Origin of the sequence: Aquimarina sp. I32.4 (genome assembly GCF_002924285.1) — a bacterium.
Lineage (GTDB): Bacteria > Bacteroidota > Bacteroidia > Flavobacteriales > Flavobacteriaceae > Aquimarina.
The window spans coordinates 28,761-51,322 of record NZ_PGUB01000025.1 but is presented as its reverse complement, the minus strand read 5'-3'; the positions used below and the strand labels follow the sequence as shown (position 1 = coordinate 51,322).

The 22,562-nt window shown below is 31.4% G+C and carries 20 protein-coding genes and 2 tRNA genes; 8 read left to right on the top strand and 14 right to left on the bottom strand.

Going from position 1 to position 22,562, the window contains the following annotated elements; all coding sequences use genetic code 11:
* Window positions 1–169 precede the first annotated feature (169 nt).
* Complete coding sequence (locus CVD18_RS07845; RefSeq protein WP_103864893.1) at window positions 170–550, top strand: DUF4345 domain-containing protein; 381 nt, start codon at window positions 170–172, stop codon at window positions 548–550.
* 159 nt (window positions 551–709) lie between these two features.
* On the opposite strand, the gene ribB is transcribed toward CVD18_RS07845, so the two are convergent.
* The 9 genes from ribB to CVD18_RS07800 form a co-directional block, all read right to left on the bottom strand.
* Window positions 710–1,861, bottom strand: a complete 1,152-nt coding sequence (ribB, locus tag CVD18_RS07840; protein WP_103864892.1) for a 3,4-dihydroxy-2-butanone-4-phosphate synthase — start codon at window positions 1,859–1,861, stop codon at window positions 710–712.
* Between the two features lie 74 nt (window positions 1,862–1,935).
* A complete protein-coding gene (locus CVD18_RS07835) occupies window positions 1,936–3,900 on the bottom strand; it encodes an LptF/LptG family permease (RefSeq protein WP_103864891.1) in 1,965 nt (654 codons plus the stop codon).
* Window positions 3,901–4,009: 109 nt separating this feature from the next.
* Window positions 4,010–4,645 carry an outer membrane lipoprotein carrier protein LolA gene (locus CVD18_RS07830; RefSeq protein ID WP_103864890.1) on the bottom strand — a complete coding sequence of 212 codons (636 nt, stop codon included), beginning with the start codon at window positions 4,643–4,645 and terminating at the stop codon, window positions 4,010–4,012.
* Window positions 4,646–4,702: 57 nt separating this feature from the next.
* Window positions 4,703–7,186: a DNA translocase FtsK gene (locus CVD18_RS07825; protein WP_103864889.1), complete on the bottom strand. Its 2,484-nt coding sequence runs from the start codon at window positions 7,184–7,186 to the stop codon at window positions 4,703–4,705.
* Window positions 7,187–7,253: 67 nt separating this feature from the next.
* Entirely contained in the window at window positions 7,254–7,622 is a 369-nt protein-coding gene (locus tag CVD18_RS07820; protein WP_103864888.1) for a diacylglycerol kinase family protein, read from the bottom strand.
* Between the two features lie 7 nt (window positions 7,623–7,629).
* Window positions 7,630–8,130 (bottom strand): thiol peroxidase, encoded by a 501-nt coding sequence (gene tpx, locus CVD18_RS07815; protein ID WP_103864887.1) that lies wholly within the window; start codon window positions 8,128–8,130, stop codon window positions 7,630–7,632.
* Between the two features lie 304 nt (window positions 8,131–8,434).
* Window positions 8,435–8,692, bottom strand: coding sequence for a hypothetical protein (locus tag CVD18_RS07810; protein WP_103864886.1), 258 nt, complete (start codon window positions 8,690–8,692; stop codon window positions 8,435–8,437).
* Window positions 8,673–8,987: a co-chaperone YbbN gene (locus CVD18_RS07805; protein ID WP_103864885.1), complete on the bottom strand. Its 315-nt coding sequence runs from the start codon at window positions 8,985–8,987 to the stop codon at window positions 8,673–8,675. The genes CVD18_RS07810 and CVD18_RS07805 overlap by 20 nt, the downstream gene beginning before the upstream one ends.
* Before the next feature lie 74 nt (window positions 8,988–9,061).
* Window positions 9,062–9,700, bottom strand: coding sequence for a peroxiredoxin (locus CVD18_RS07800; protein ID WP_103864884.1), 639 nt, complete (start codon window positions 9,698–9,700; stop codon window positions 9,062–9,064).
* Window positions 9,701–10,040: 340 nt separating this feature from the next.
* Here CVD18_RS07800 and CVD18_RS07795 point away from each other — a divergent pair, with 340 nt between their 5' ends.
* The 4 genes from CVD18_RS07795 to CVD18_RS07780 all read left to right on the top strand — a co-directional run bounded on the left by CVD18_RS07795 (window position 10,041) and on the right by CVD18_RS07780 (window position 14,458).
* The gene (locus CVD18_RS07795; RefSeq protein WP_103864883.1) at window positions 10,041–12,218 is read left to right on the top strand and encodes a response regulator; all 2,178 of its coding nucleotides are present in this window, start codon (window positions 10,041–10,043) and stop codon (window positions 12,216–12,218) included.
* Window positions 12,219–12,340: 122 nt separating this feature from the next.
* The gene (locus tag CVD18_RS07790) at window positions 12,341–13,510 is read left to right on the top strand and encodes a PLP-dependent aspartate aminotransferase family protein (protein WP_103864882.1); all 1,170 of its coding nucleotides are present in this window, start codon (window positions 12,341–12,343) and stop codon (window positions 13,508–13,510) included.
* A 96-nt stretch (window positions 13,511–13,606) separates the two neighbouring features.
* On the top strand, window positions 13,607–14,323 hold the full coding sequence (gene bshB1 / locus CVD18_RS07785; protein WP_103864881.1) for a bacillithiol biosynthesis deacetylase BshB1: 717 nt from the start codon (window positions 13,607–13,609) through the stop codon (window positions 14,321–14,323).
* Window positions 14,324–14,382: 59 nt separating this feature from the next.
* Window positions 14,383–14,458, top strand: a tRNA-His gene (locus tag CVD18_RS07780).
* Window positions 14,459–14,529: 71 nt separating this feature from the next.
* Here the strand turns inward: CVD18_RS07780 and CVD18_RS07775 are convergent.
* Window positions 14,530–15,576 (bottom strand): M28 family metallopeptidase, encoded by a 1,047-nt coding sequence (locus CVD18_RS07775; protein ID WP_103864880.1) that lies wholly within the window; start codon window positions 15,574–15,576, stop codon window positions 14,530–14,532.
* Window positions 15,577–15,747: 171 nt separating this feature from the next.
* On the opposite strand from CVD18_RS07775, the gene CVD18_RS07770 reads away from it, so the two are divergent.
* Window positions 15,748–15,832 (top strand) — tRNA-Ser (locus CVD18_RS07770).
* A 202-nt stretch (window positions 15,833–16,034) separates the two neighbouring features.
* On the opposite strand, the gene fabF is transcribed toward CVD18_RS07770, so the two are convergent.
* Window positions 16,035–17,282: a beta-ketoacyl-ACP synthase II gene (gene fabF, locus CVD18_RS07765; RefSeq protein WP_199185057.1), complete on the bottom strand. Its 1,248-nt coding sequence runs from the start codon at window positions 17,280–17,282 to the stop codon at window positions 16,035–16,037.
* Window positions 17,283–17,334: 52 nt separating this feature from the next.
* On the bottom strand, window positions 17,335–17,925 hold the full coding sequence (locus tag CVD18_RS07760) for a TetR/AcrR family transcriptional regulator (RefSeq protein ID WP_103864878.1): 591 nt from the start codon (window positions 17,923–17,925) through the stop codon (window positions 17,335–17,337).
* Between the two features lie 323 nt (window positions 17,926–18,248).
* Between CVD18_RS07760 and CVD18_RS07755 the strand changes: the two genes are divergently transcribed.
* Complete coding sequence (locus CVD18_RS07755; RefSeq protein ID WP_103864877.1) at window positions 18,249–20,456, top strand: PAS domain-containing protein; 2,208 nt, start codon at window positions 18,249–18,251, stop codon at window positions 20,454–20,456.
* Complete coding sequence (locus CVD18_RS07750; protein ID WP_158250411.1) at window positions 20,453–20,842, top strand: response regulator; 390 nt, start codon at window positions 20,453–20,455, stop codon at window positions 20,840–20,842. The genes CVD18_RS07755 and CVD18_RS07750 overlap by 4 nt, the downstream gene beginning before the upstream one ends.
* Before the next feature lie 44 nt (window positions 20,843–20,886).
* Here CVD18_RS07750 and CVD18_RS07745 read toward each other — a convergent pair whose 3' ends face one another.
* Both CVD18_RS07745 and CVD18_RS07740 read right to left on the bottom strand, forming a co-directional pair.
* On the bottom strand, window positions 20,887–21,996 hold the full coding sequence (locus tag CVD18_RS07745; protein WP_103864875.1) for a DEAD/DEAH box helicase: 1,110 nt from the start codon (window positions 21,994–21,996) through the stop codon (window positions 20,887–20,889).
* Between the two features lie 163 nt (window positions 21,997–22,159).
* Window positions 22,160–22,546 (bottom strand): hypothetical protein, encoded by a 387-nt coding sequence (locus CVD18_RS07740; RefSeq protein ID WP_146052731.1) that lies wholly within the window; start codon window positions 22,544–22,546, stop codon window positions 22,160–22,162.
* Window positions 22,547–22,562 lie beyond the last annotated feature (16 nt).

Sequence of the window (22,562 nt, the reverse complement as noted above, 5' to 3'; positions counted from 1 at the left end):
TGGCAAACCTAAAAAATGGCAGAGCCTTTAAAACATGACCACCGTCAAAGACGGTGGTTTTTTATAAGCAAATAAAACAGGTACTAGTAATGCTTCTTTTACCTCATCAAGACAAGAACATTTATTAAATTAGCATTTTCTCTAATGATTTTGGGTAAAAACAACTGGAATGAATACGGTTATTAAGAATATACACCTTGGCTTATCTACAATTATTGTATGTATAGTTGCTTTAGTTTATGGTCTTAATCCAAATAAAATTTTACCTTTATTTTTTGAGTTTAGTGTCACCAATTTAGAACTCAAAAATATTTTTAGAGCAATGATGGGGCTATATATTGGATTTTCAATATACTGGAGTATTGGTATAATAAAACCTACACATTGGAGAAACGCTACAATTAGCAATATTATTTTTATGGGAGGGCTAGCCTTTGGAAGAATAATAAGCACCTTTCTAGACGGAATCTCTATCCAATATACAATTGGTTTAATCTTAGAATTAATTATAATGATTTGGGGGATATATAATCTTAAAAAAGAATCATAAATCAAATTACTAAATAAGTACATTTGATAGCTAAATCATACCCTCTCTACAATTGTTTACTAAACAATTGTAGAGAGGGTAACTGTATTCCTCTATAAACAAATAATCTAGAGACAAGATATCAAAGACTAATCTTATCCTTTAAGCCACCTATACCTATTAGTATTTTACATATTCTACTATCTCTAAACCATAACCGATCATACCTACGCGCTTTTGCTGCACTGTATTAGAAACGAGTCTTAGTTTATGAATATTAATATCGTGTAAGATTTGTGCACCAATACCAAAATCTTTGCTATCCATAGCTATTTTGGGTGCTTTTTGTACTTCTTTACCGTTCTGAAGTTCTTTTAAGGCACTTAATCGTCCTAATATATTAAGAGATTGACTTTCTTGATTTATAAAAATGATTGCCCCTTTACCTTCTGTATTAATACGCTTAAACATAGCATCTAGGCGTTTATCAGCATTATTGGTTAATGTTCCTAATATATCATTATTAAACAAAGTCGTATTTACTCTTGTCAATACTGGTTCATTTTCTTTCCAAGTACCTAATGTTAATGCAATATGAATTTGGTCATTGGTGGTTTGTTTGTAAGCTCTTAACCTATAATTACCAAAACGTGTTGCTATATCAAAATCTTCTTTTTTCTCTATCAAAGAGTCATGCTGCATACGATATGCTACTAGATCTTCAATAGAAATCAGCTTAAGATCAAACTTTTTTGCCACTTCTACCAACTGAGCTAATCTTGCCATTGTACCATCTTCATTCAAAATCTCTACAAGAATTCCTGCAGGTTTAAGTCCAGCTAATCTAGCTAAATCAACTGCTGCTTCTGTATGCCCAGTACGTCTTAATACTCCTCCATTTTTTGCTTTAAGCGGAAAAATATGCCCTGGTCTCCCTAAATCATGAGGCTTTGTATCTTCTTGAGTTAATGCATTTATAGTTTTTGCACGATCATGAACAGAAATCCCTGTCGTACAACCTTGACCGATCAAATCTACAGACACTGTAAATTGGGTTTCATGAAGAACCGTATTATTCTGCACCATCATATCAAGATTTAATTCTTCACAACGATCTTTGGTAAGTGGTGCGCAAATAAGCCCTCGACCATGAGTTGCCATAAAATTGATCATTTCTGGAGTCACTTTTTCTGCGGCTGCAATAAAATCACCTTCATTTTCGCGATCTTCATCATCTACCACAATAATTACCTTTCCTTGCCGAATATCATCAATGGCTTCTTGAATAGTATTCAACTGAACTTTATTTTTGGTCTCGGTAATTTTTGACATAATTTTTGGGTCTTATTAAGCTAAGGAGCAAAGGTAATTTATATAATTCTTTTTTTTTGACTTTCTAAAAGGTTTTATCGTGTTGCTTTTATGTCTTGTTTCATCGTCCCTTTAAAATAGAAATACCCAATTACATAAAAGAGAACTCCTATTACAACCAAAATGACATTGGTTGGCTTGGCTCTATTTTTAAGTACTCTATAAAAATGACCATGATAACTCATCGCCACATACAACATTACAAAAGAAAGTACAATACATATCAAACCTGCAACTACATTACTTGATACAATAACCGTATTAATTATACTAAACAAAAAAGAGGCTATAGAGAACCCGTTAAACATTTTATAGTAACTAGTAACTCTATCAAAATCTTCATTTTGAAAATGTCCTTTCTTTTTTAATTCTTCTATAGTTATTCCTTTTTCTTCTAAGATTTTTAGTGCAGTTATTCTATAGTCTTCGTCATACCCTTCTAATTTATAATTCATCACAACGTCTTTGAGTTTCTCGTACTCATAGTCCGCCATTAATTGATAGGTAGCACTGGTAGATTTAACTCTACTTATTGATTCTATCATTCTCTGAAATTCTTTCTGCTCTTTCTGTTCTTTTTTCTTAGTAAAGAAATCTCTAATAGGTTGAATTATAATATCCATATTAAAGATTCCTTGATCTGTTGCGGCCCTATATGTCAAAAAGATACTTAATGGAAATATAATCCATGTAGAAAGCCAAGAACCAACAAATGGAGGAACCCCTCCTTCTTCGGCTCCATTTTTGGCAAAAATACCTATAAAATGATAGGTTAAAAACAACACAACTCCTATAACCATAGGCAACCCTAACCCTCCTTTACGAATAATTGCTCCAAGAGGAGCTCCGACAAAAAATAATAAAATACAGGAAATTCCTAAAGCATATTTATTATGTAATGACATTTCATATTTATTAAGAGCTCGTTGTCTGAATGTAACATTCTTTTGTGCAGTTTCTATTTTTCTAAGTACTGCATCTACATTTGAAGATGCTATCTGGTAGATTCGTATTTTGTCTTGTGTTTCAAAATAATCTCTAACATCAAGCGTATCTATATTAGCAGTTTGTAATGTATCTATCTTTATATTTTTATTTAATCCGTCATGCCCAATTCTTCTGTCTATTTCGGCATTTATATTTTTGACATCTCTATTAACTTTACCTGATATTGAGTCTATTTCATTTTTCAGCTCACTTACATTAAGCATATTAAACCCTTTACTATACTGTTGAGCATCCATATCTACATTACCTAAAGATGATAAATCTATATTAAGTACATATTGCTTAAAATGTGTTTTGGCAAAGGGAAGTTTATTTTTCTTATGAGAAGATTTTTGATGTATCTCATCATAATAATTCCCATCATTAAGTATCAAGGTTATCAAATCAGAATTAACACTACCTTTCAATTCTCCTCCTACTGCTTTTATTACAGTAAAATTACCAGGTCGTGCTGCTTTTTTATGAATAATAACATCTCTAAGCAATTCATCATTATCTCCATATTTTTCCGCAACTTTAATGTTTATATTTCCTAAATCATTAAATTGATTTGGTGTAATAACCATTGCGGGTTTGACCTTGACAATATTTTTTCTAAGATTAATAAACCTTTTTTCTGACGATGGAATAACTGTGTTCGAGAAAATAAATGCTCCTATTCCTACAAAAAAGATAAAAACAGCTAATGTTCTCATAGCTCTTGGCAAAGATATCCCAGAGGATTTCATTGCGGCAAATTCATAATTTTCAGCAAAATTCCCGAAAATCATAATTGAAGTTAATAAAATTGTAAGCGGCAATACCATAGGAATTAACCTTGGTGTAGCAAATGTCAAAAACTTTAGGATTACCGAAAAATCTAAATCTTTTCCTGCTAATTCTGATATGAATAACCATATTGTTTGCAACAATAGGATAAACATAATAATTATAAAGAGAGGAAAAAAAGTCTTTACAAAGGTTGTTAAAATGTATCTATCAAGAATTTTCACACGTTTTCTTTTTTCTAATAGCCAAAAGTATACATTTATTAAAAAATAAAAGAACGTGTGCAATCATTTACACCCGTTCTTTTTATAATTTAATGTTTTTCTGTAAGTATCAATCTAACCTATTGATGTAATAATTACCATATTTTGATTCGTCAAATACAAATAATGTTTTTGATAATGGCTGATTGGTTTTAAAACTATTTACTGTTATAGTTACATTGGTACCATTATTTTGTTTTTGAATCATTTTATAAATATGCTTGGTTTGTTTATCGATACCAAGTAATATTTCTTTTAAATCACTTTTTGAATCAATAGGTATCAATTTTACATATTGAATTTTTCTTCCGTTTACATTTTGAACAATATCCATTTTATAAGTGTATCCATCTTCATAAAAAGTTAGCATTTTAGAAGGTGTCACACTGGCATCATCATCTTCACTTTGAGAAGAAATATTAATTTCTTCATCTTCGGGAATGATTATATGTATTTTTTTTCCGTCATATATTTGCTTTGTTCCCATCAGATTAAGAAGATATTTATTTCCTTGCAATGTTACATCTCCTCTAGTTTCTTGAGAAACATTCTCTGCTGGATTATTGATAGCATATTTAAAACTAATTACAATATTAGAATAGCTTCTTACTTTGCTTGAGACTTCATCCAAAAGACTTTTGGCATTCTGTGCCTGTATTGTTGTTACACCTAATACAAATAATAGAAATATTATCTTTTTTGTCATTTTATATAGTTCTTCTTTAATTACTAATTTTAATTATTTTACCTCTACAACAATCTGTTATTCATTATCTAACAACTGTTCTAATGCTATAAGATCAGGCACTAAAACTTGCCTTGCTTTACTCCCTTCAAATGGACCTACCACGCCTGCAGCTTCTAATTGATCTATTAGTCTACCTGCACGGTTATATCCTAACTTTAATTTTCTTTGTAATAAAGACGCCGATCCTTGTTGTGCCGTTACAATTACTTCTGCTGCTTGTGCAAACAATTTATCTCTATCTTTTTTATCTATATCAAGACTTGTGCCACTTTCTTCACCTATATATTCAGGTAACAAATGAGCATCGGGATATGCTTTTTGACTACCTATATATTCAGTTATTCGTTCAACTTCCGGAGTATCTACAAAAGCACATTGTATTCTTACAACATCATTTCCTTGTGTAAATAACATGTCTCCTCTACCGATCAATTGATCTGCTCCTCCACTATCTAAAATCGTACGAGAATCTATTTTAGAGGTTACTCTAAATGCTATTCTCGCAGGGAAATTAGCTTTAATCATACCTGTTATTACATTTACGGAAGGTCTTTGGGTAGCAATAATAAGATGTATTCCAATAGCACGTGCTAATTGTGCCAACCTAGCTATTGGTGTTTCTACTTCTTTTCCTGCTGTCATGATAAGATCTGCAAACTCATCTACTACCAAAACTATATATGGTAAAAACCTATGTCCATTCTCTGGATTTAATTTTCTTGCCTTAAACTTTACGTTATATTCTTTGATATTTCTAACCATAGCTTGCTTTAGCAGATCATATCTGTTATCCATTTCTATACAAAGAGAATTCAGCGTGTTGATTACTTTGGTATTATCTGTTATAATTGCCTCATCTGTATCTGGTAATTTTGCGAGATAATGTCGTTCTATTTTATTAAAGAGTGTAAGTTCTACCTTTTTAGGGTCTACCAAAACAAATTTCACTTCTGCTGGATGCTTTTTATAGAGTAAAGAGGTTAATATTGCATTAAGCCCAACAGACTTACCTTGCCCAGTAGCTCCAGCCATAAGAAGGTGTGGCATTTTGGCAAGATCAACAACAAAGGTTTCATTTGAGATCGTTTTACCTAAAGATAAAGGTAATTCCATTTCTGCATTCTGAAACTTGGAAGAGGATATTGCAGATCGCATGGACACAATTGTAGATTTTTTATTAGGCACTTCTATACCAATTGTTCCTTTACCTGGTATTGGTGCAATGATTCGAATCCCTAATGCCGCTAGTGATAGTGCGATATCGTCTTCTAAATTTTTTATTTTAGATATTCTAATTCCAGCTTCAGGAACAATCTCATACAATGTTACTGTTGGACCTACAGTTGCTTTTATTTGAGCTATCTCTATTTTATAATTTTTAAGTGTCTCTACAATACGATTTTTGTTTTCTTCAAGCTCACCCTGATCTATCGTTATTCCTCCTGTTTGTACAGTATAATCTTTCAAAAGATTGATTGCTGGAAATTTATAATTACCCAACTCCAGCTTAGGATCAAATTCTCCAAAATCTTCAACCAATTTAGCACTCAGATTTTCTACCACCTCTTCTTCTACTGTGGTCTCGACCTCCATCGCAATATCTTCTGGATTATCCTCAGATTTTATGACTAACTTCTCGGTAACTTCACCATTTTTATTACTAGCATCACCATATACCTCATTAACAGTAGGTTTTAATTTAATCTCGTTTGTAGAGTTTTTTATTGCCTTTTTTTCTTCATCTTCTCGTTTTTGTGCGTCATTAGATTTTGCAACAATAGCATCTATTCTCTCTTTGATACTTGAATCAGTATCTTCTGTAGATGACTTTGCATTTGTATCTACACTTTGGGTTTGCCGTACTGTATCAGTATCTTTTATAATAGATTTTTGTGTATTCTTCAAGGAATCAGAAATCTTCTCTGGTGTATATCTAAGACGTACTACAATATACACTATTGCAAAAAATGCTAATACTAAAACAGTACCTATAAAACCTATATAATCTCTAAAGAAATCATTAATTTCATATCCAATAACTCCTGCTAGTAATCCTCCTCCTTTTTCTACAAAACCAAGAACAACAGCAATCCAAATCATTACCAATGTTCCCCAAAACCAAAATCCTACTAATTTTTTCTTATTGAGGTCAAAGAATAAATATATTCCTGTCAAAGAAGTAAGCACTGGAATTATTAAAGCTGAAATTCCGAAACCTTTAAATATAAAGAAATGGCTTACCGCAGCACCAAATTTACTTAACCAGTTTTTTGGGGATGATGTTCTGTTATAAAATTGAGAAATCTCACTTTGATCAATTTTCCAATTGAAAAAAAATGAAACGAAAGCAAAAAACAATCCTATCCCTAAAAAGAACAGAAAACTACCAATAACAACTTTTTGTTGTCTAGATAGTGTAACTTTTTCTTTTACTGAGGTTTTAGATGTCTTTGTTGTTTTTGTTGTTTTCCGTTTTGTACTTACCTTTCTTTTGGCCATTTTTTGGGTATCTTATCGCAAAAATACGAATATCTCTATTGGAACGTAAAAATGCCTGAAAAATTTTCTAAACGAAATATGGTATATAAATTATTGCTCCTATTATTACTGCTATAATTGCTGCTATAAAAACAGCTCCAGCCGCAATATCTTTTATAATTCCAATTTTATTATGAAAATCAGGGTGAATAAAATCTGCTATAGCTTCTACTGTAGTATTAACACCTTCTATACTCATTACCAACCCTATGGCAAATATTTGCAGAATCCATTCTGTTGAAGTAATATTAAAATAGAAACCTAGTATAGTCATAACAACAGCAATTCCTAATTGCACTTGTATACTAGGTTCTGTTTTTATAAGTAATAAAGCTCCTTTAAAAGCATAACCACAACCTCGTAGTCTGCCAAGAATAAATTTTGAAACTTTACTCATCGATATCTTATGATAAGGTTTTTAATGCCGCTACATAATCTGGTTCTTGTACAATCTCTGGTACCTGTTCTGTATATAACACAGTACCATTTTCATCAAGAACAATAACCGCTCTAGAGTGAAGCCCTTGTAACGGTCCATCTACAATATCTAATCCGTAATCTTTACCAAATTTTCCTGTTCTAAAATCTGAATGGTTAATTACATTTTCTAATCCTTCTGCCCCACAAAAACGATCCTGTGCAAAAGGTAAATCATGAGAAACACAAAGTACTTTGGTATTAGATAAATTACTAGCTTCTTTATTAAATTCTCTGACAGAAGTAGCACAAATTCCTGTATCTACAGACGGAAAAACGTTTAGAACTACTCTGTTCCCTTTATAATCAGATAATTTTGCAGTTGACAAATCCGTACTTACCAATTCAAAATCAGGGGCTTTCTCCCCAACTTTAGGTAAATTTCCACTAGTATGAATTGCGTTTCCTTTTAATGTGATTGAAGCCATAATAAATATTTGAGTTTTTTTAGTGCCCTAAAATTAATAAGATTATATCATAATATCGATCTTTTTAATAAAGAAGTGATTTTAATTTTTCATCAATTCATAATAATAATTGATCTCTATTATCCTTTTTTAACTTGACTTCGCTTTATAACATATTGCTATCAACTTAGTAAGGTATGAATTGAGTACAGGTTTTTTCCTTTTTGTTTTGATCAAAAAAGTAATAAATACCTAGTCTTATTTTTAAGGATGCAGCAGAATAAAAAAAACCTTCTAGGAAACTTAGAAGGTTTTTTATGTTTTTTCAAGTGTCGATTGAGCCAAGGACTCTTTTCATAAAGCTATTAAGAGCTTCTTTTTTAGGAGTTCCTTCTTTTATCATTTTGTCTACCTCTAACGCTCCATACATATTAGAGATCAATTCACCGATGATATCTAATTCTTCATCTTTTAGAGAAGGTATTTCTGTGAGTGCTTCTAGAGTTTCTATAGTTTCAACCACAAAATCTTCGTCGTTTTCTTCTATAAAACTAGTAAGGTGCTTAATTACTGGTAACTTCATCTACTAATTCTTTAAGAACATCAAATTTATTCGTTTGAATTTGATTTACAAAAGCTCCTTTTTTGAAAGTTGCAAACGTAGGAAGGTTATCTACAGTTGCTAATTTTCGAGAGTCAGGATATTTTTCTGCATCAACAATAACAAAAGTAACATTGTCATTTTCTGAAGCCAGTTTTTTAAATTTTGGTTTCATAATACGACAGTTACCACACCAAGTAGCTGAGTATTGTACGATAACTGTATCATTATCCTGAACTAATTGAGACAAACTGTCTGTTTCTAATTCTTGTAACATATTATTTTGGATTAAAATGATGGAGAAAACAATTCAACGAGTATACATTGAATTGTTTTCAATAAGGTTATTAATTAATGTGCTGCCAAATAAGAAGCTACTCCTTTTCTATCAGCATTCATTGCATCTTTTCCTTCTTCCCAGTTAGCTGGACAAACTTCTCCATTTTTTTGTACGTGTGCATACGCATCTATCAGTCTTAAAAACTCAGCTACATTTCTTCCTACTGGCATATGGTTTATACCTTCATGAAAAACAGTACCTTCTTCATCAATTAAGTATGTTGCACGGTATGTTACGTTATCACCTTCTACCGTTACAACTCCTGTTTCTTCATTATAAGTTTCGTTTGCAACATCTAAAATACCTAAAGTACTAGATAAATTACGATTAGAATCTGCCAAAATAGGATATGTTACTCCTTCTATACCTCCATTATCTTTTGAAGTATTTAACCATGCAAAATGCACCTCAGGGGTATCACAAGAAGCACCAATCACAATAGTATCTCTTTTTTCAAATTCTTGTAATGCCTCTTGAAAAGCATGTAATTCTGTTGGACAAACAAATGTAAAATCCTTTGGGTACCAAAAAAGTAATACTTTTTTCTTTTTGTTTTTAGCTTCTTCTAAAACATTAAGCTTAAAAGTATCTCCCATATCATTCATTGCATCAACATCAAGACTTGGAAATTTTTTACCTACAAATGCCATATTTTTTGTTTTTTTTAAAAATTTATATATTGATTAATTTTTCACACCGCAAATATACATCTACTTATACAACAATAATTACTACATAATTTTAATTTTTTATATCTGAATAGTTTTTTCTAATCATTGATTGTATTCTTATAAATTTAAGTCTCTCCTACAAAATACAGGTTTTACCTACAAGAATTACGGATAAATAGTACTTTTTTTACGGTGAATTACACTATGTTAAATCTATTTTTGTATTTTCGTCAATGTAATTAAATATAAGAATTATTGTGAATTGAAAAACAAAATTCAACATATAACCATCTTATTTCTAATAAGTTTAACCCTATCAATGCATTCTCAGTCTATTCAAGTCTCAGATAGCATTCAATCTTACATAGAAAAAGCTGAAAAATTACAAGAAGAATACAAGTATGAGCAATCTATTGAAATTGCCAATGCAGCTCTTCAAAATGCTCTTTACAACAATGATGATAAGAGTTTAGGTCATATCTATAATATTATAGCTAAAAATTATGAGACCAGTGAAGATGATAATAAAGCTCGAAAGAATTATCGTAAAGCGCTGACCTATGCCAAGAGTTCTAAAAGTAAGAATTTAGAAACTGATCTATATAATAATTTGGCACGTGTATTTACCAAACACAACCTTACCCGTAAAAAAGGTGTAGAATATTATAAGAAGTCTTATGAATATGCAATAGAATTAAAAGATACTTCAAGAATGATACAACCCTTACTTAACCTTGGGGAGTATTATATTTCTAGACATGATTTTGATAGCTCATATGAATACTTGGCACCTGCAAGAAAATTAGTTCATAGAAATTCATCCAATCTTGTCAAGACAAAACTCAATGGCCTTTTAGGGAAATATTTTTTAAGTGTTAGAAGATTTCAAAAAGCAGAAGAATATACAGACCAAGCTATTTCATATGCTAACGGAGAAACTAAAAATAAAGAAAATAACGATGAGCTTATTTCTCAATATTACGAAGAATTAGCTTCTTCTTATGAAACAAAATCAGAATTGTATAGAAAACAAGACAATTTTCAAAACGCATATATTTATCAAAAGAAACAGTTTCAGAACATTTTGATGGCTAATGACCACAAAAAGTTAAAAGAACTTAGACGTGCCAATATAAAATACGAGGTTGATTTATTAGAAAAAAGAGCTAAAAAGGCTGAATCAGAGCAAAAAGAAAGTGAATCAGAGGTTTTAAAATGGAGAATCAGTATTATCTTAGGCATAATCCTTATTCTAATATCTCTTGCTTTTTTGATAAGCTCTTACAAAAATAACACACAAAAGAAAAGGCTTAACAATGACCTTCTCGATAAAAACAAAGAATTAATTAGCGCTAAAGAAACTGCAGAACAAGTATCTACATTAAAATCTCAATTTATCTCTACAGTAAGCCATGAACTTAGAACACCTTTATATGGTGTTATAGGTCTTACTTCATTATTAATGGAGAATCCTGACAAAAAGAAAACAAATGAGTATCTAGAATCCTTAAAATTTTCAGGAGATTATCTTTTAGCTTTAATTAATGATGTACTACAATTAAGTAAAATAGAAACCAATGAAGTTAAGCTAGAGAAAGTATCTTTTGATATCAGAACATTAATTGAAGGAATTGTAAATTCACTTCATGCAAAACAAAAAAGTAACGCTAATACTGTTCATATTGATATCGATAAAAGAATAGATACTACATTACTTGGTGATTCTGTTAGACTATCTCAAATCCTTATAAATCTAATTGGTAATGCCTTGAAATTTACTAAGGATGGAAATATCTGGATTACTGTAAAATGTGTAGATTGTGAAAACCAAGGATATTTATTACGTTTTATTGTAAAAGATGATGGTATCGGAATACCTGAAAACAAGCAACAAACTATTTTTGATAATTTTGCACAGGTAAAAAATGAAAATCAAGAATACGAAGGAACTGGGCTTGGATTAGCAATTGTAAAAAAATTAATTCATTTGCATAATAGCGAAATCTTCATTAACAGTGCAGAAAATAAAGGATCTGAATTCTATTTTGACCTTTTCTACCTAAAAGCTGTTAGAGAACAAGAAAACTCTTTAAACACTGGAGAAAACTTAAGTATCGGCACAAGTAATTTTTATGTTCTTATTGTTGACGATAATAGAATCAATCAAATTGTGACACAAAATATTTTAAAGAAAAAAGGATACACCTGTAATATAGCCAGTAATGGAATGAGTGCTATCGAAATGTTAAAAGACGAAAAATTCGATTTGGTATTAATGGATATCAATATGCCAGAGATGAATGGCCTTGAGGCCACCAAAGTTATACGTACTTTTAATGCTAATATTCCCATAATAGCTTTGACTGCGGTAGAAGAAGGAGAAATCAGAAGTCAAGCCTTATCTGTAGGTATGAATGATGTTATTATCAAACCTTATGATACCCAACAATTTTTTCAGACTATAATGAGAAACATCTCTAAAGTCAAAATGTTATAATTTTACAGAACTTATTGCTCATAAAAAACATATTATCTACCATATAATCTGTTAAATTATATCTGATTTTCTTATGAATACCTTAATTTAGATGCGATAACATTAGTATTTAGCATCAAATCATGAATACAAAAAATATAGGTTTTAATACCATTTGCACACATCTGGGTGAAATTCAGGATCAACAATTCAAAGGAGTAATATCTCCCATATACCTGTCTACATCTTATGCCTTTGAAGGTGTAGAAACCAAACGTTACCCAAGGTATTTTAATACCCCCAATCAAGAAGCATTATGTAAAAAAATAGCAAAACTTGAAAAAGGGGAATCTTCTTTAATTTTTGGAAGCGGCATGGCAGCAATAAGCACTACATTATTTGCTTTTCTACAACAAGGAGATCATATTATACTACAACGCACACTATACGGAGGTACTGCCAACCTTGTCAATGAAGAATTTAAAAAACATGGAATAGAGTATTCTTATACTGATACTCAAGATGTAGAAGGGTTTAAAAAAAAAATACAACCAAATACAAAAGTTATCTATCTAGAAACACCTTCTAACCCTTTACTCACTATCACTAATATAAAAAGAATAGGAACTTTGGCCAAAGAAAATGGTATCACTACTATCATCGACAATACTTTTGCTTCTCCTGTAAATCAAAACCCAATTGAACTGGGAATAGACATCATACTACATTCTGCTACTAAGTACCTAGGTGGTCATAGTGATATTCTGGCAGGAGCAGTAATTGCCACAGAAAAAAATATTGATCAGATTTTTCAAGTCGCCAAAAATTTTGGAGGTAGTTTGAGCGATTTTACCGTATGGATGCTAGAAAGAAGTATCAAAACTTTAGGTATCAGAGTAAAACAACAGAATAAAAATGCTCTAAAAATTGCCAAATGGCTAAAAAAACATCCTGATATTTCTGCTGTATACTACCCTGGATTAAAATCTCATCCTGATCATGAGATTGCAAAAAAACAAATGAAAGGATATGGCGGAATGCTTTCTTTTGAACTCAAAGAAGGATTAGATGCCAAACAATTTCAAAAAGAATTACAACTCATCAAAAGCTCTATGAGCCTTGCTGGTGTAGAAAGTACAATCTTATCACCACATCTCACCTCTCACGCACTACTTTCTCAAAAAGAACGTAATTTACAAGGAATAAAAGATGGATTGTTACGACTAAGTGTAGGTATCGAAGAAAAAGAAGATCTTATACATGACATACAACAAGCTATAGAAAAAGTAAAAACACTTGAGTTTAAACATTAAGATTATACATTAAGATTATACATTAGGTTACCCACGTACCTAAAAATGATTAACTATACTTTATCATACAATTAAAAAACAACAAATATACACTAGATGAAATTAGACATTCTAGCAATAGGAGCACATCCCGATGATGTAGAATTAAGTTGTTCTGGCACACTATCTAAAGAGATTGCTGCTGGAAAAAAAGCAGGAATACTTGACCTTACAAGAGGCGAACTAGGAACAAGAGGCACTCCCGAAATTAGAGATCAAGAAGCAAAAAAAGCTGCTGAAATCTTAGGAGTTGATGTTCGTGAAAATCTAGGGTTTAAAGACGGATTTTTTACCAACGATCAACACCATCAATTAGAAATAATAAAAGTATTAAGAAAATACAAGCCAGATATCGTGCTTTGTAATGCCATAACAGATCGGCATATCGATCATGGTAAAGGAAGTAAATTAACTAGTGACTCCTGTTTTTTATCAGGGTTAAAAAAAATTGAAACTAGTCTGGATGGAGTTATTCAAGAACCTTGGAGACCCAAACACGTATATCACTATATTCAATGGATGAATATAGAACCTGATTTTGTTGTAGATATCAGTAACCATATAGATAAAAAGGTAGAAAGTGTAATGGCATACGCTTCTCAGTTTTATAATATAGACAGCAAGGAACCTTCTACTCCTATATCAAGTAAGAATTTTTTGGACAGCATAACCTATAGAGCTTCCGATTTAGGTAGAATAATAGGTGTCTCTTATGCAGAGGGATTCACTGTAGAACGCTCTGTAGCAGTAAATTCTATTTTTGATTTAATTTAATTCAAAAAAAAGTTTGCAGATATGAAGAAATCCTTTATTTTTGCACCCTGAAATCAAATGGTGGTTGTAGCTCAGTTGGTTAGAGCGCCTGATTGTGGTTCAGGAGGTCGTCGGTTCGAAACCGATCTTCCACCCATTGTAAAAGCCCTTTTTAATAAAAGGGCTTTTTTTGTATCTCATTTTTAGATATATAAATCTGTTTTATATTATTCAGTTTTATCAACAATAATTCTCTCCTTTCTATTCGCTACTTCCCATGCTGTATAAAACACTAATTGGGCACGTTTAGCCAAAAGATCATATGCTATCTTATCTGGTGTATCTGTTGGTTTGTGATAATCTTCATGAACTCCATTAAAATAAAATATGATAGGAATATTATGTTTTGCAAAATTATAATGGTCGCTTCTAAAATAAAAACGATTCGGATCATTCTTTGCATTAAACGTATAATCCAAATTCAGCTTAGTATATTCCTTATTTACTTTTTCACTTATCTCATGCAATTCTGTACTCAATCGGTCACTACCTATTAGATACACATAATTACTAGCATCACTAGCTTCATGTTTCTTATCAATCCTTCCTATCATATCAATATTAAGGTCTGTCACAGTATTTTTTAAAGGAAAAACAGGGTTTTCTGTATAGAATTTTGATCCATACAGTCCTTTTTCTTCACCCGTGACATGCAAAAACAGAATAGATCTTTTTGGCCCTACTCCATCTTTTTTTGCTTTCATAAAAGCTTGAGCAATCTCTAATAAACTCACAGTTCCTGATCCATCATCATCTGCCCCATTATATATATTTCCTTTTTGATCAACCCCTATATGATCGTAGTGTGCAGAGAGCACCACAATTTCCTCTGGTTTTTCTGTACCTTCTATAAACGCCAATACATTCTCAGATGATTTGATTCCTCCTCTAAAATAGCTTTCTGGTATTTCTTGATAATAGTCATCTCCTCCTAACGGAGAAGGAATTCCCATTTTCTTGTATTGTTCTTTTAGGTATTCAGCTGCTTTTTTCTGACCAGGTTCTCCCGTATCTCTACCTTCAAACTCATCTCCAGCAAAAGTATATAAGTACGTTTTTAACTCTTCTGGACTAATACTCTCTGCATAAGTAGTAGCAGATTCAGTTTTGATTTCAGAATTAGCATCTGATTTTATACTATTAGTTTTAGAATTATGCGAAGTTCCACAACAACATGCTAAAAATGAACTGACTAATATTATACTATTCTTCATGTAATTATTTAATTAATAAAGCACAAGATACTTAATTCCTTGTATATGATTGTACGAATATTTTCACAAAAGAAAATAACTTAAAAAAAAAATAAAAATATTCTTTTTAGATCTAAAAAAGATATTATATTTGCACCCGCATTCAGGGAATACCTGATGAGACTAAACACTGGAGAAATGGCAGAGTGGTCGAATGCACTGGTCTTGAAAACCAGCGAGGGTCACACCTCCGGGGGTTCGAATCCCTCTTTCTCCGCTTATTATTGAAACCCCTTGATATTCAAGGGGTTTTCTTTTTAAGATAAAAAAGGCACACAAAAAGTACCTATATTAGAAGTTACCTAGTAGTATTGATGTTTCCGCAGGCATTTTAATTTAAAATCAATTTACACTATTCCAAAAACATGTAAGTCCTCTAAAGGCTGATATGTCTATTTCAGATACAATAAGAGACATCTTTACTCTATATATTTTTTTAATAACAGTGCCGCACAATGGCCTCCAAACCCAAAACTATTACTAATTCCGTAGTTTATAGTTTTAACAGTTTTCTCTCCTAGTGATAAATTCAATTCCTTTGGTATGTTTACATCAATTTCTTTAGTATTTATTGTTGGAGGAATACTATCATTCATAATAGATAAACAAGTAGCTATTGCTTCTATAGCACCTGTTCCCCCCAACAAATGCCCTGTCATTGATTTTGTTGCACTCACTTGGATTTTATTCAAATTTGAAGCAAACAATTTCTTTATCGCATTAATTTCTGACAAATCTCCTATTTCTGTAGAAGTAGCATGTGCATTTATATAATCAATTTGATCTGTAGAAACATTAGCTTCCTGTATAGCATTTTTCATTGCCAGAAAAGCACCTTCACCTTCAGGATGTGTTCCTGTTATATGATAAGCATCAGAACTCTCTCCTGTTCCTACAATCTCTGCATAGATATTTACGTTTCTTTTCAAGGCAGAATCCAAACTCTCTACAATCAACGAACCAGCACCTTCTCCCACTACAAATCCGTCTCTATGTGTATCAAAAGGTCTAGATGCCATTTTATAATTTTCATTATTTACAGACATTGCTCTCATTGCATTAAACCCTCCTATAGACGATGCTGTTATAGGAGCTTCAGATCCTCCTGTAATAATAATATCCGCCTTGCCCCATTTGATATAATTAAAAGCATGTATAATACTTTGCGTGGATGAAGCACAGGCTGTAACAGGGCAATAATTAACTCCCCTCAGCCCATGTCTGATAGAAATCATACCCGACAAAGCATTTGATATTATTTTGGTTATAAAAAAAGGATTAAACCTAGAAACAAACTCGCCTTCTACATGATTAATCACTTCTTTCTCAAAAGTTTCAAAACCGCCGATTCCGCTAGAAAAAATAACCCCTATTCTCTCTGTATTTAGTTTTGAAAAATCCAAAGCCGCATCCCCTATCGCTTCAGTAGCTGCTATAAGACCATATTGATTAAACCTATCTAACTTACGTGCTTCTTTTCTTTCAAAATAATCAACATCACTATACCCTTTTAGTTCACATGCAAATTTGGTTTTAAACTTATCTGTATCAAAACGAGTGATCATATTTGCACCAGAAACACCTCTCAATAAGTTTTCCCAATACAATTTTACATCATTTCCAATAGGAGTAATTGCCCCCAAGCCTGTTATTACAACTCTTTTCATAATATTGTTTTTTTCACATATACCTTACGGTATATGTGTGTTCAAAAAATTTTTAATTCAATTTTAATAATTCAATATCTTGTTTCAATAATTCAATGTTTTTTAATAAGATACTTGGTTGACTCAATGTTTTTGACAAGAAGATACTTCCTTCTATCTGTGCAATTATTCTATATGCATACTCTAAAGCATTTACCTCTTTAAGTTCCTTTTGCTGTATTCCTTCCTCAAGAATCGTCTCAACCCTATAAACCCAATTCTCTATTTTACCGATTACTTCTTGTTTCAATAATACATTTCCATCATCAGAGTCTACAGCTGCATTCAATATAGCACATCCCCCATTTTCAAAAATAACTTCATATTCCTTTTTATAATAATCCAGAAATGCCAACAGTTTTTTATCTGCTTTTTTTTCTTTGTTCACCTGAGACAACACCTCTTCTGTTTGTAATTTATAGTTAAACCTAAAAGCCTCTAATGCAACTTCATTTTTATCTTTAAAATTCCCATAAATACTCCCTTTGGTAAGACCAGTTGCATTTGTTAAATCAGACAAATAAGTACCTATATACCCCTTCTTGTTAAAGATAGATGCTGTTTTTTCTATAATAAACTGTCTTGTTTTTTCTGATCGTACCATACTACAAATATACCGTAAGGTATATCAAAAAACAAAATATAATAGAGCTGTATTCAAAATAACATTACAATTACATCAATCATTACTATTACTAAACCTAATAAGCTATCTTAGGATATGCCCAAGAAATATTCGTTTGAAATCAATCTTTAATTTCGGAGCTAGCTTCAGAGCATTAAAATATCACTTAGTAAGCAAAAACACTAAGCACTAATTTTGAGTTACATAAGGCTTCCTCTTTTTCTTAATTATCCTTTTACAACTTGGAACCCACATAGAATTACAAATCATTTTGTAACTTTAAGTGGAATTAACCAGTACATATGTCTTTTACGTTAGAACAATTCGAAGTATTATCTGAAAAAACATTACTATTTCTATTCATTTTAAAAAAAGATGGAAAAATAGTTGCTTCTAATAACAGGTGCCAAGTATTATTTCCTTTTGATATAGGTAAAATCAAAGGAAAAAACATAACTAATTTTATAATTGATCAAGATGTAACCTTATTTCATAATCTAGTTACCAATCTTTCTAACAAAAGTTCTTTTATAAATTCTTCATTAAGTTTCCCTACCGAAAACAATGGGGTTCTCTCTTTAAAATTTGATTTCACATTGCACGATGATCTAATCTATGCAGCTGCAATTGACACTACCGAAGAATACAAAGAACATAAAGCGTTATTGACCATCTCTAAACTTACCAAAATTGGAGCTTGGTATTTTAACCCTAAAAGCAATGAGATGTACTGGTCAAAAGGATGTTATGCTATCAAAGAATTAGATTATAACATTCCTATCACTAGAGAGAAAGCTTCTCATTTTTTTCTCAAGGATTCTAGAGAAAAAGTACAAAGCTATCTTGATAATTTGCTCAAAGACAAAAAACCATATGAATACACAGAAAAAATAATTACAGAAAAAGGAAACGAAAAATGGATCAAAGTGATTGGTCTGCCTGTAATCTACAAAAACGAAGTTATCTATGTAAACGGAACAATTGCAGATGTTACCGATAGATATAATTATATAGAAAAACTAAAACACAGCGAAGAGACTAAACATTTAGCTTTAAAAGGCATACAATCAGGGCTATTTGATCACTATATTAATAAAGATGAAGTTTTCTATAGTACCGATTTTAAGAAAATGCTAGGATTGCCAATGGATCAAGATTTTGTATCTAGAAAAGAATTTATACAAATGATCCACCCTGATGATGTAGAAAGCGCACTAGAAAGATACGACAATAGCCTTACCGAAAAAGGAAATCATTATTACAATTATTATAGAATTAAACATCTCAATGGTGGCTACCGTAACTATGAGGTTTATGGTTTTAAAAGAAAGAATGCAAAAGGGAAAACCACTAGAATTATTGGAAACCTCATCGATGTACATCAAAAAAAGCTCAACGAAAAAACTATTGAAGAAAATAAAAACAGACTACAAGCAATTGTAAATAATGGTTTTGCTTATACTGTACTATTAAACACCCAAGGAGAAATCCTAATGACAGACGAAAAATCTGTAAAGATTATCAAAAAAGGATTTAATGTAGACCCAACGCAACAAGTATGTAAACTAATTGATGTTGTACCTCTTAATTTCAAAAACTCTTTTGCACATGAATTTAATGAAACTCTAAAAGGGAATATTGTAAAAAAAGAAATCGAACGCATAACTTATAAAGGCGATACCCAATGGCTAGAAGCAAAATACACACCTATTTTTGATCAAGAAGAAGAAAAAGTAAATTCTATCCTTGTTAGTTTTCACGATATAACGGAGCAAAAATTAGCAGAAATAGCCATCAAAGAGTCACATATCAAAGAACAAGAACTCAATAGCTTAAAATCAAACATATTATCAAACTTTAGCCATGAAATAAGAACTCCTCTTAATGGAATAATGACGGTAAGCAAGTTATTATTGGATGAAAAAAACCCTCAGGAAAAAGAAAAACTACTTAAATACCTAGAAGAAAGTAAAAACAGACTTTTAGATACCATCAATAATCTATCCAATTTTAGTGAGATAGAAGCCATAAAAAAGAATATTAATCTACAAAAACTTGATATCAATTACACTATAGAAACTTCGTTTCGAGAATACAAACATATGGCTCAAGCAAAAGAACTTTCTTATCAATTAGAGCTTGATCAAGTTTCTCCTACAGTATGTATTGACAAAGGTCTTTTTAGAGCAGCATTAAACAATATAATCCATAATGCAGTAAAATACACCAACAAAGGAGGGATAATTATTAAGGTTAATTCTAAAAATTCCAAAAATAATGTTTATATTTCCGTTACTGATACTGGAATTGGAATAGATAAAATGAATCTCAAGAAAATTTTTGACCCTTTTATGCAAGAAAGTATTGGTTTAAGTCGTAAATATGAAGGTACAGGTATCGGACTAAGCTTATCAAAACGATATATCGAGATATTAGATGGTAAAATAGAAGTAAAAAGTAAAATAGGTAAAGGCACCCAGTTTAACATAATAATTCCACAATGCTTATGAATGTTCTCTACGTAGAAGACAACAAAATAAATGCAATGGTAATGGATAAGATGTTATCCAGAAATGATTCTAATGTGATCATTGCAGAAAATGGCTCTGAAGCCCTTGAGGTTGTAAAAGAAGAAGAATTAGATCTTATTCTCGTTGATATCAACCTAGGACTTAACCAAATGGATGGTTGTGAACTACTTCAAAGATTTCGAAAATTAGAAATTCTCAAAAATATTCCCGTATTTGCCGTAACTGCCTATGCAATGCCTGGAGACGAACAGCGTTTTATAAATATAGGTTTTGATAAATATTTTTCTAAACCTGTAAATTTTGAGAAATTATTATCAGTAATATCCAAAATTGGTGCTTCTTTTGATAGAAAACAAACTACATAACAATAACAATACCTTTTTCTTCATCAGCAGGTTACCACTAATAATTACCTGATCTGATCAAATCGTATCCCTAGCTGCTTCTCTAACTCTCTTATTACCTGAACTTCTTGTTTCACAATTAAAGCTAGAGATATACCCGTTTTCCCTGCCCTTGCTGTCCTACCACTTCTATGCGTATAATACTCTATTTGATCTGGTAATTGATAATGTGCTACAAAAGCCAAGTTTGCAACATCAATCCCCCTTGCCGCAACATCAGTAGACACCAATAACTGTAATGTTTTTTTTCTAAAAGCTCTCATCACCTTATCTCTATCTTTCTGAGTCATTTCTCCCTCTAGCAAACCAACCTCATAATCCTTTGATTTTAATTGCTTACTAAGTGTTCTTGCGGCGATTTTGGTTTTTGTAAATATAATCCCTCTACTTCCTTTCTGCGTTTTTAGGAAATAAGTAAGTGTATCTAATTTGGCTGATTCATCCCCTACCACAAACTGATGAGAAATCCCTTTATTTACAGCATCATTCTTATCTATACTTATCTTAACAGCATCTTTGCGCACATAAGAATTTATTATATCATCTAATGAAGATGGCATTGTTGCCGAAAAAAGCCAAACATTTCTATTTCCTTTTGTTTTAGATAAAATAGTAGTCAAATCTTTTTTAAATCCCATACTCAACATCTCATCAGCCTCGTCCATAACCAATGTTCGTATCTTTGATATATCAACAGCTTTTCTGTTTATCAAATCAATAAGTCTTCCTGGAGTTGCCACAATGATATGAGTGGGCCTTTTTAATCTGGTAAGTTGTATTTCTATTTTTTCTCCCCCATACACAGATTCTGTAAACACCTTATCCGTATACTTCGTAAATTTAAAAAGTTGTTTTGCTATCTGCTGTCCCAATTCACGTGTTGGGGCCAGTATTAAGGCTTGAACATGTTTTTTAGAAGTATCAATCTGAGATAAAATCGGAATCCCAAAAGCAGCAGTCTTACCTGTTCCTGTTTGAGCTTTTCCTACAAAATCGGTTTGATGGCTCATCAAAACTGGGATTGCTTGCTCCTGAATCTTAGTTGGAGTTTTTATTCCTATTTCACTAAGGCCTTTATTAAGATCCTTAGACACTCCTAACTCTAAAAACGTCATACCATGCTTAATTTAAGTTGCAAAAGTAACTGAATATCTATTCATAATTCAACTTAATCAAAAAATAACGTGTTTAATTATTAATTATACCTTTTTAACTTTGAAATCGTGTCTATAGAAATTGAATCTATTTATACTTTTCCAAAGTTAAAAAGACATTATATTAACAGGAAACCCATATAAAGTAATCAAAAAGCTGTTTTGTTAAGGTCACTCCTTTCTTATGAAAATGAAAATTATTCATACAGAAACCTCCTGAACAATTAAAATCTGACTCTTCTTCAGAAGATATGATGTCAAGTAAAGTAATTTGATGTACATGATTACTCTCTAACATATGATCTTCTGATAAAATAGAATTCTCACTATAAAAAAGAGACTTCTCTTTAACAATTGACTGACTATCAACTAGAAAAGTTCCTTCGTATGATGATGATGAATGACCCTGTTCGTCATAAGAATGATTGATTGAATGATCTGATTGTGAGTTTCCTATAGCTCCAACTAATAAAAAAACCAATAAAAAAGGATATAGTAAAAATCTATTCATATATATTTTTTTTAAT

Excerpts from the sequence above, each read along its gene's own strand:
- CVD18_RS07845 (WP_103864893.1), top strand. The coding sequence starts at position 170 with ATGAATACGGTTATTAAGAATATACACCTTGGCTTATCTACAATTATT.
- ribB (WP_103864892.1), bottom strand. The coding sequence starts at position 1,861 with ATGTCAAAAATTACCGAGACCAAAAATAAAGTTCAGTTGAATACTATT.
- CVD18_RS07830 (WP_103864890.1), bottom strand. The coding sequence starts at position 4,645 with ATGACAAAAAAGATAATATTTCTATTATTTGTATTAGGTGTAACAACA.
- CVD18_RS07825 (WP_103864889.1), bottom strand. The coding sequence starts at position 7,186 with ATGGCCAAAAGAAAGGTAAGTACAAAACGGAAAACAACAAAAACAACA.
- CVD18_RS07820 (WP_103864888.1), bottom strand. The coding sequence starts at position 7,622 with ATGAGTAAAGTTTCAAAATTTATTCTTGGCAGACTACGAGGTTGTGGT.
- tpx (WP_103864887.1), bottom strand. The coding sequence starts at position 8,130 with ATGGCTTCAATCACATTAAAAGGAAACGCAATTCATACTAGTGGAAAT.
- CVD18_RS07810 (WP_103864886.1), bottom strand. The coding sequence starts at position 8,692 with ATGAAGTTACCAGTAATTAAGCACCTTACTAGTTTTATAGAAGAAAAC.
- CVD18_RS07805 (WP_103864885.1), bottom strand. The coding sequence starts at position 8,987 with ATGTTACAAGAATTAGAAACAGACAGTTTGTCTCAATTAGTTCAGGAT.
- CVD18_RS07800 (WP_103864884.1), bottom strand. The coding sequence starts at position 9,700 with ATGGCATTTGTAGGTAAAAAATTTCCAAGTCTTGATGTTGATGCAATG.
- CVD18_RS07795 (WP_103864883.1), top strand. The coding sequence starts at position 10,041 with ATGCATTCTCAGTCTATTCAAGTCTCAGATAGCATTCAATCTTACATA.
- CVD18_RS07790 (WP_103864882.1), top strand. The coding sequence starts at position 12,341 with ATGAATACAAAAAATATAGGTTTTAATACCATTTGCACACATCTGGGT.
- bshB1 (WP_103864881.1), top strand. The coding sequence starts at position 13,607 with ATGAAATTAGACATTCTAGCAATAGGAGCACATCCCGATGATGTAGAA.
- CVD18_RS07775 (WP_103864880.1), bottom strand. The coding sequence starts at position 15,576 with ATGAAGAATAGTATAATATTAGTCAGTTCATTTTTAGCATGTTGTTGT.
- fabF (WP_199185057.1), bottom strand. The coding sequence starts at position 17,282 with ATGAAAAGAGTTGTAATAACAGGCTTGGGGGCAATTACTCCTATTGGA.
- CVD18_RS07760 (WP_103864878.1), bottom strand. The coding sequence starts at position 17,925 with ATGGTACGATCAGAAAAAACAAGACAGTTTATTATAGAAAAAACAGCA.
- CVD18_RS07755 (WP_103864877.1), top strand. The coding sequence starts at position 18,249 with ATGTCTTTTACGTTAGAACAATTCGAAGTATTATCTGAAAAAACATTA.
- CVD18_RS07750 (WP_158250411.1), top strand. The coding sequence starts at position 20,453 with ATGAATGTTCTCTACGTAGAAGACAACAAAATAAATGCAATGGTAATG.
- CVD18_RS07745 (WP_103864875.1), bottom strand. The coding sequence starts at position 21,996 with ATGACGTTTTTAGAGTTAGGAGTGTCTAAGGATCTTAATAAAGGCCTT.
- CVD18_RS07740 (WP_146052731.1), bottom strand. The coding sequence starts at position 22,546 with ATGAATAGATTTTTACTATATCCTTTTTTATTGGTTTTTTTATTAGTT.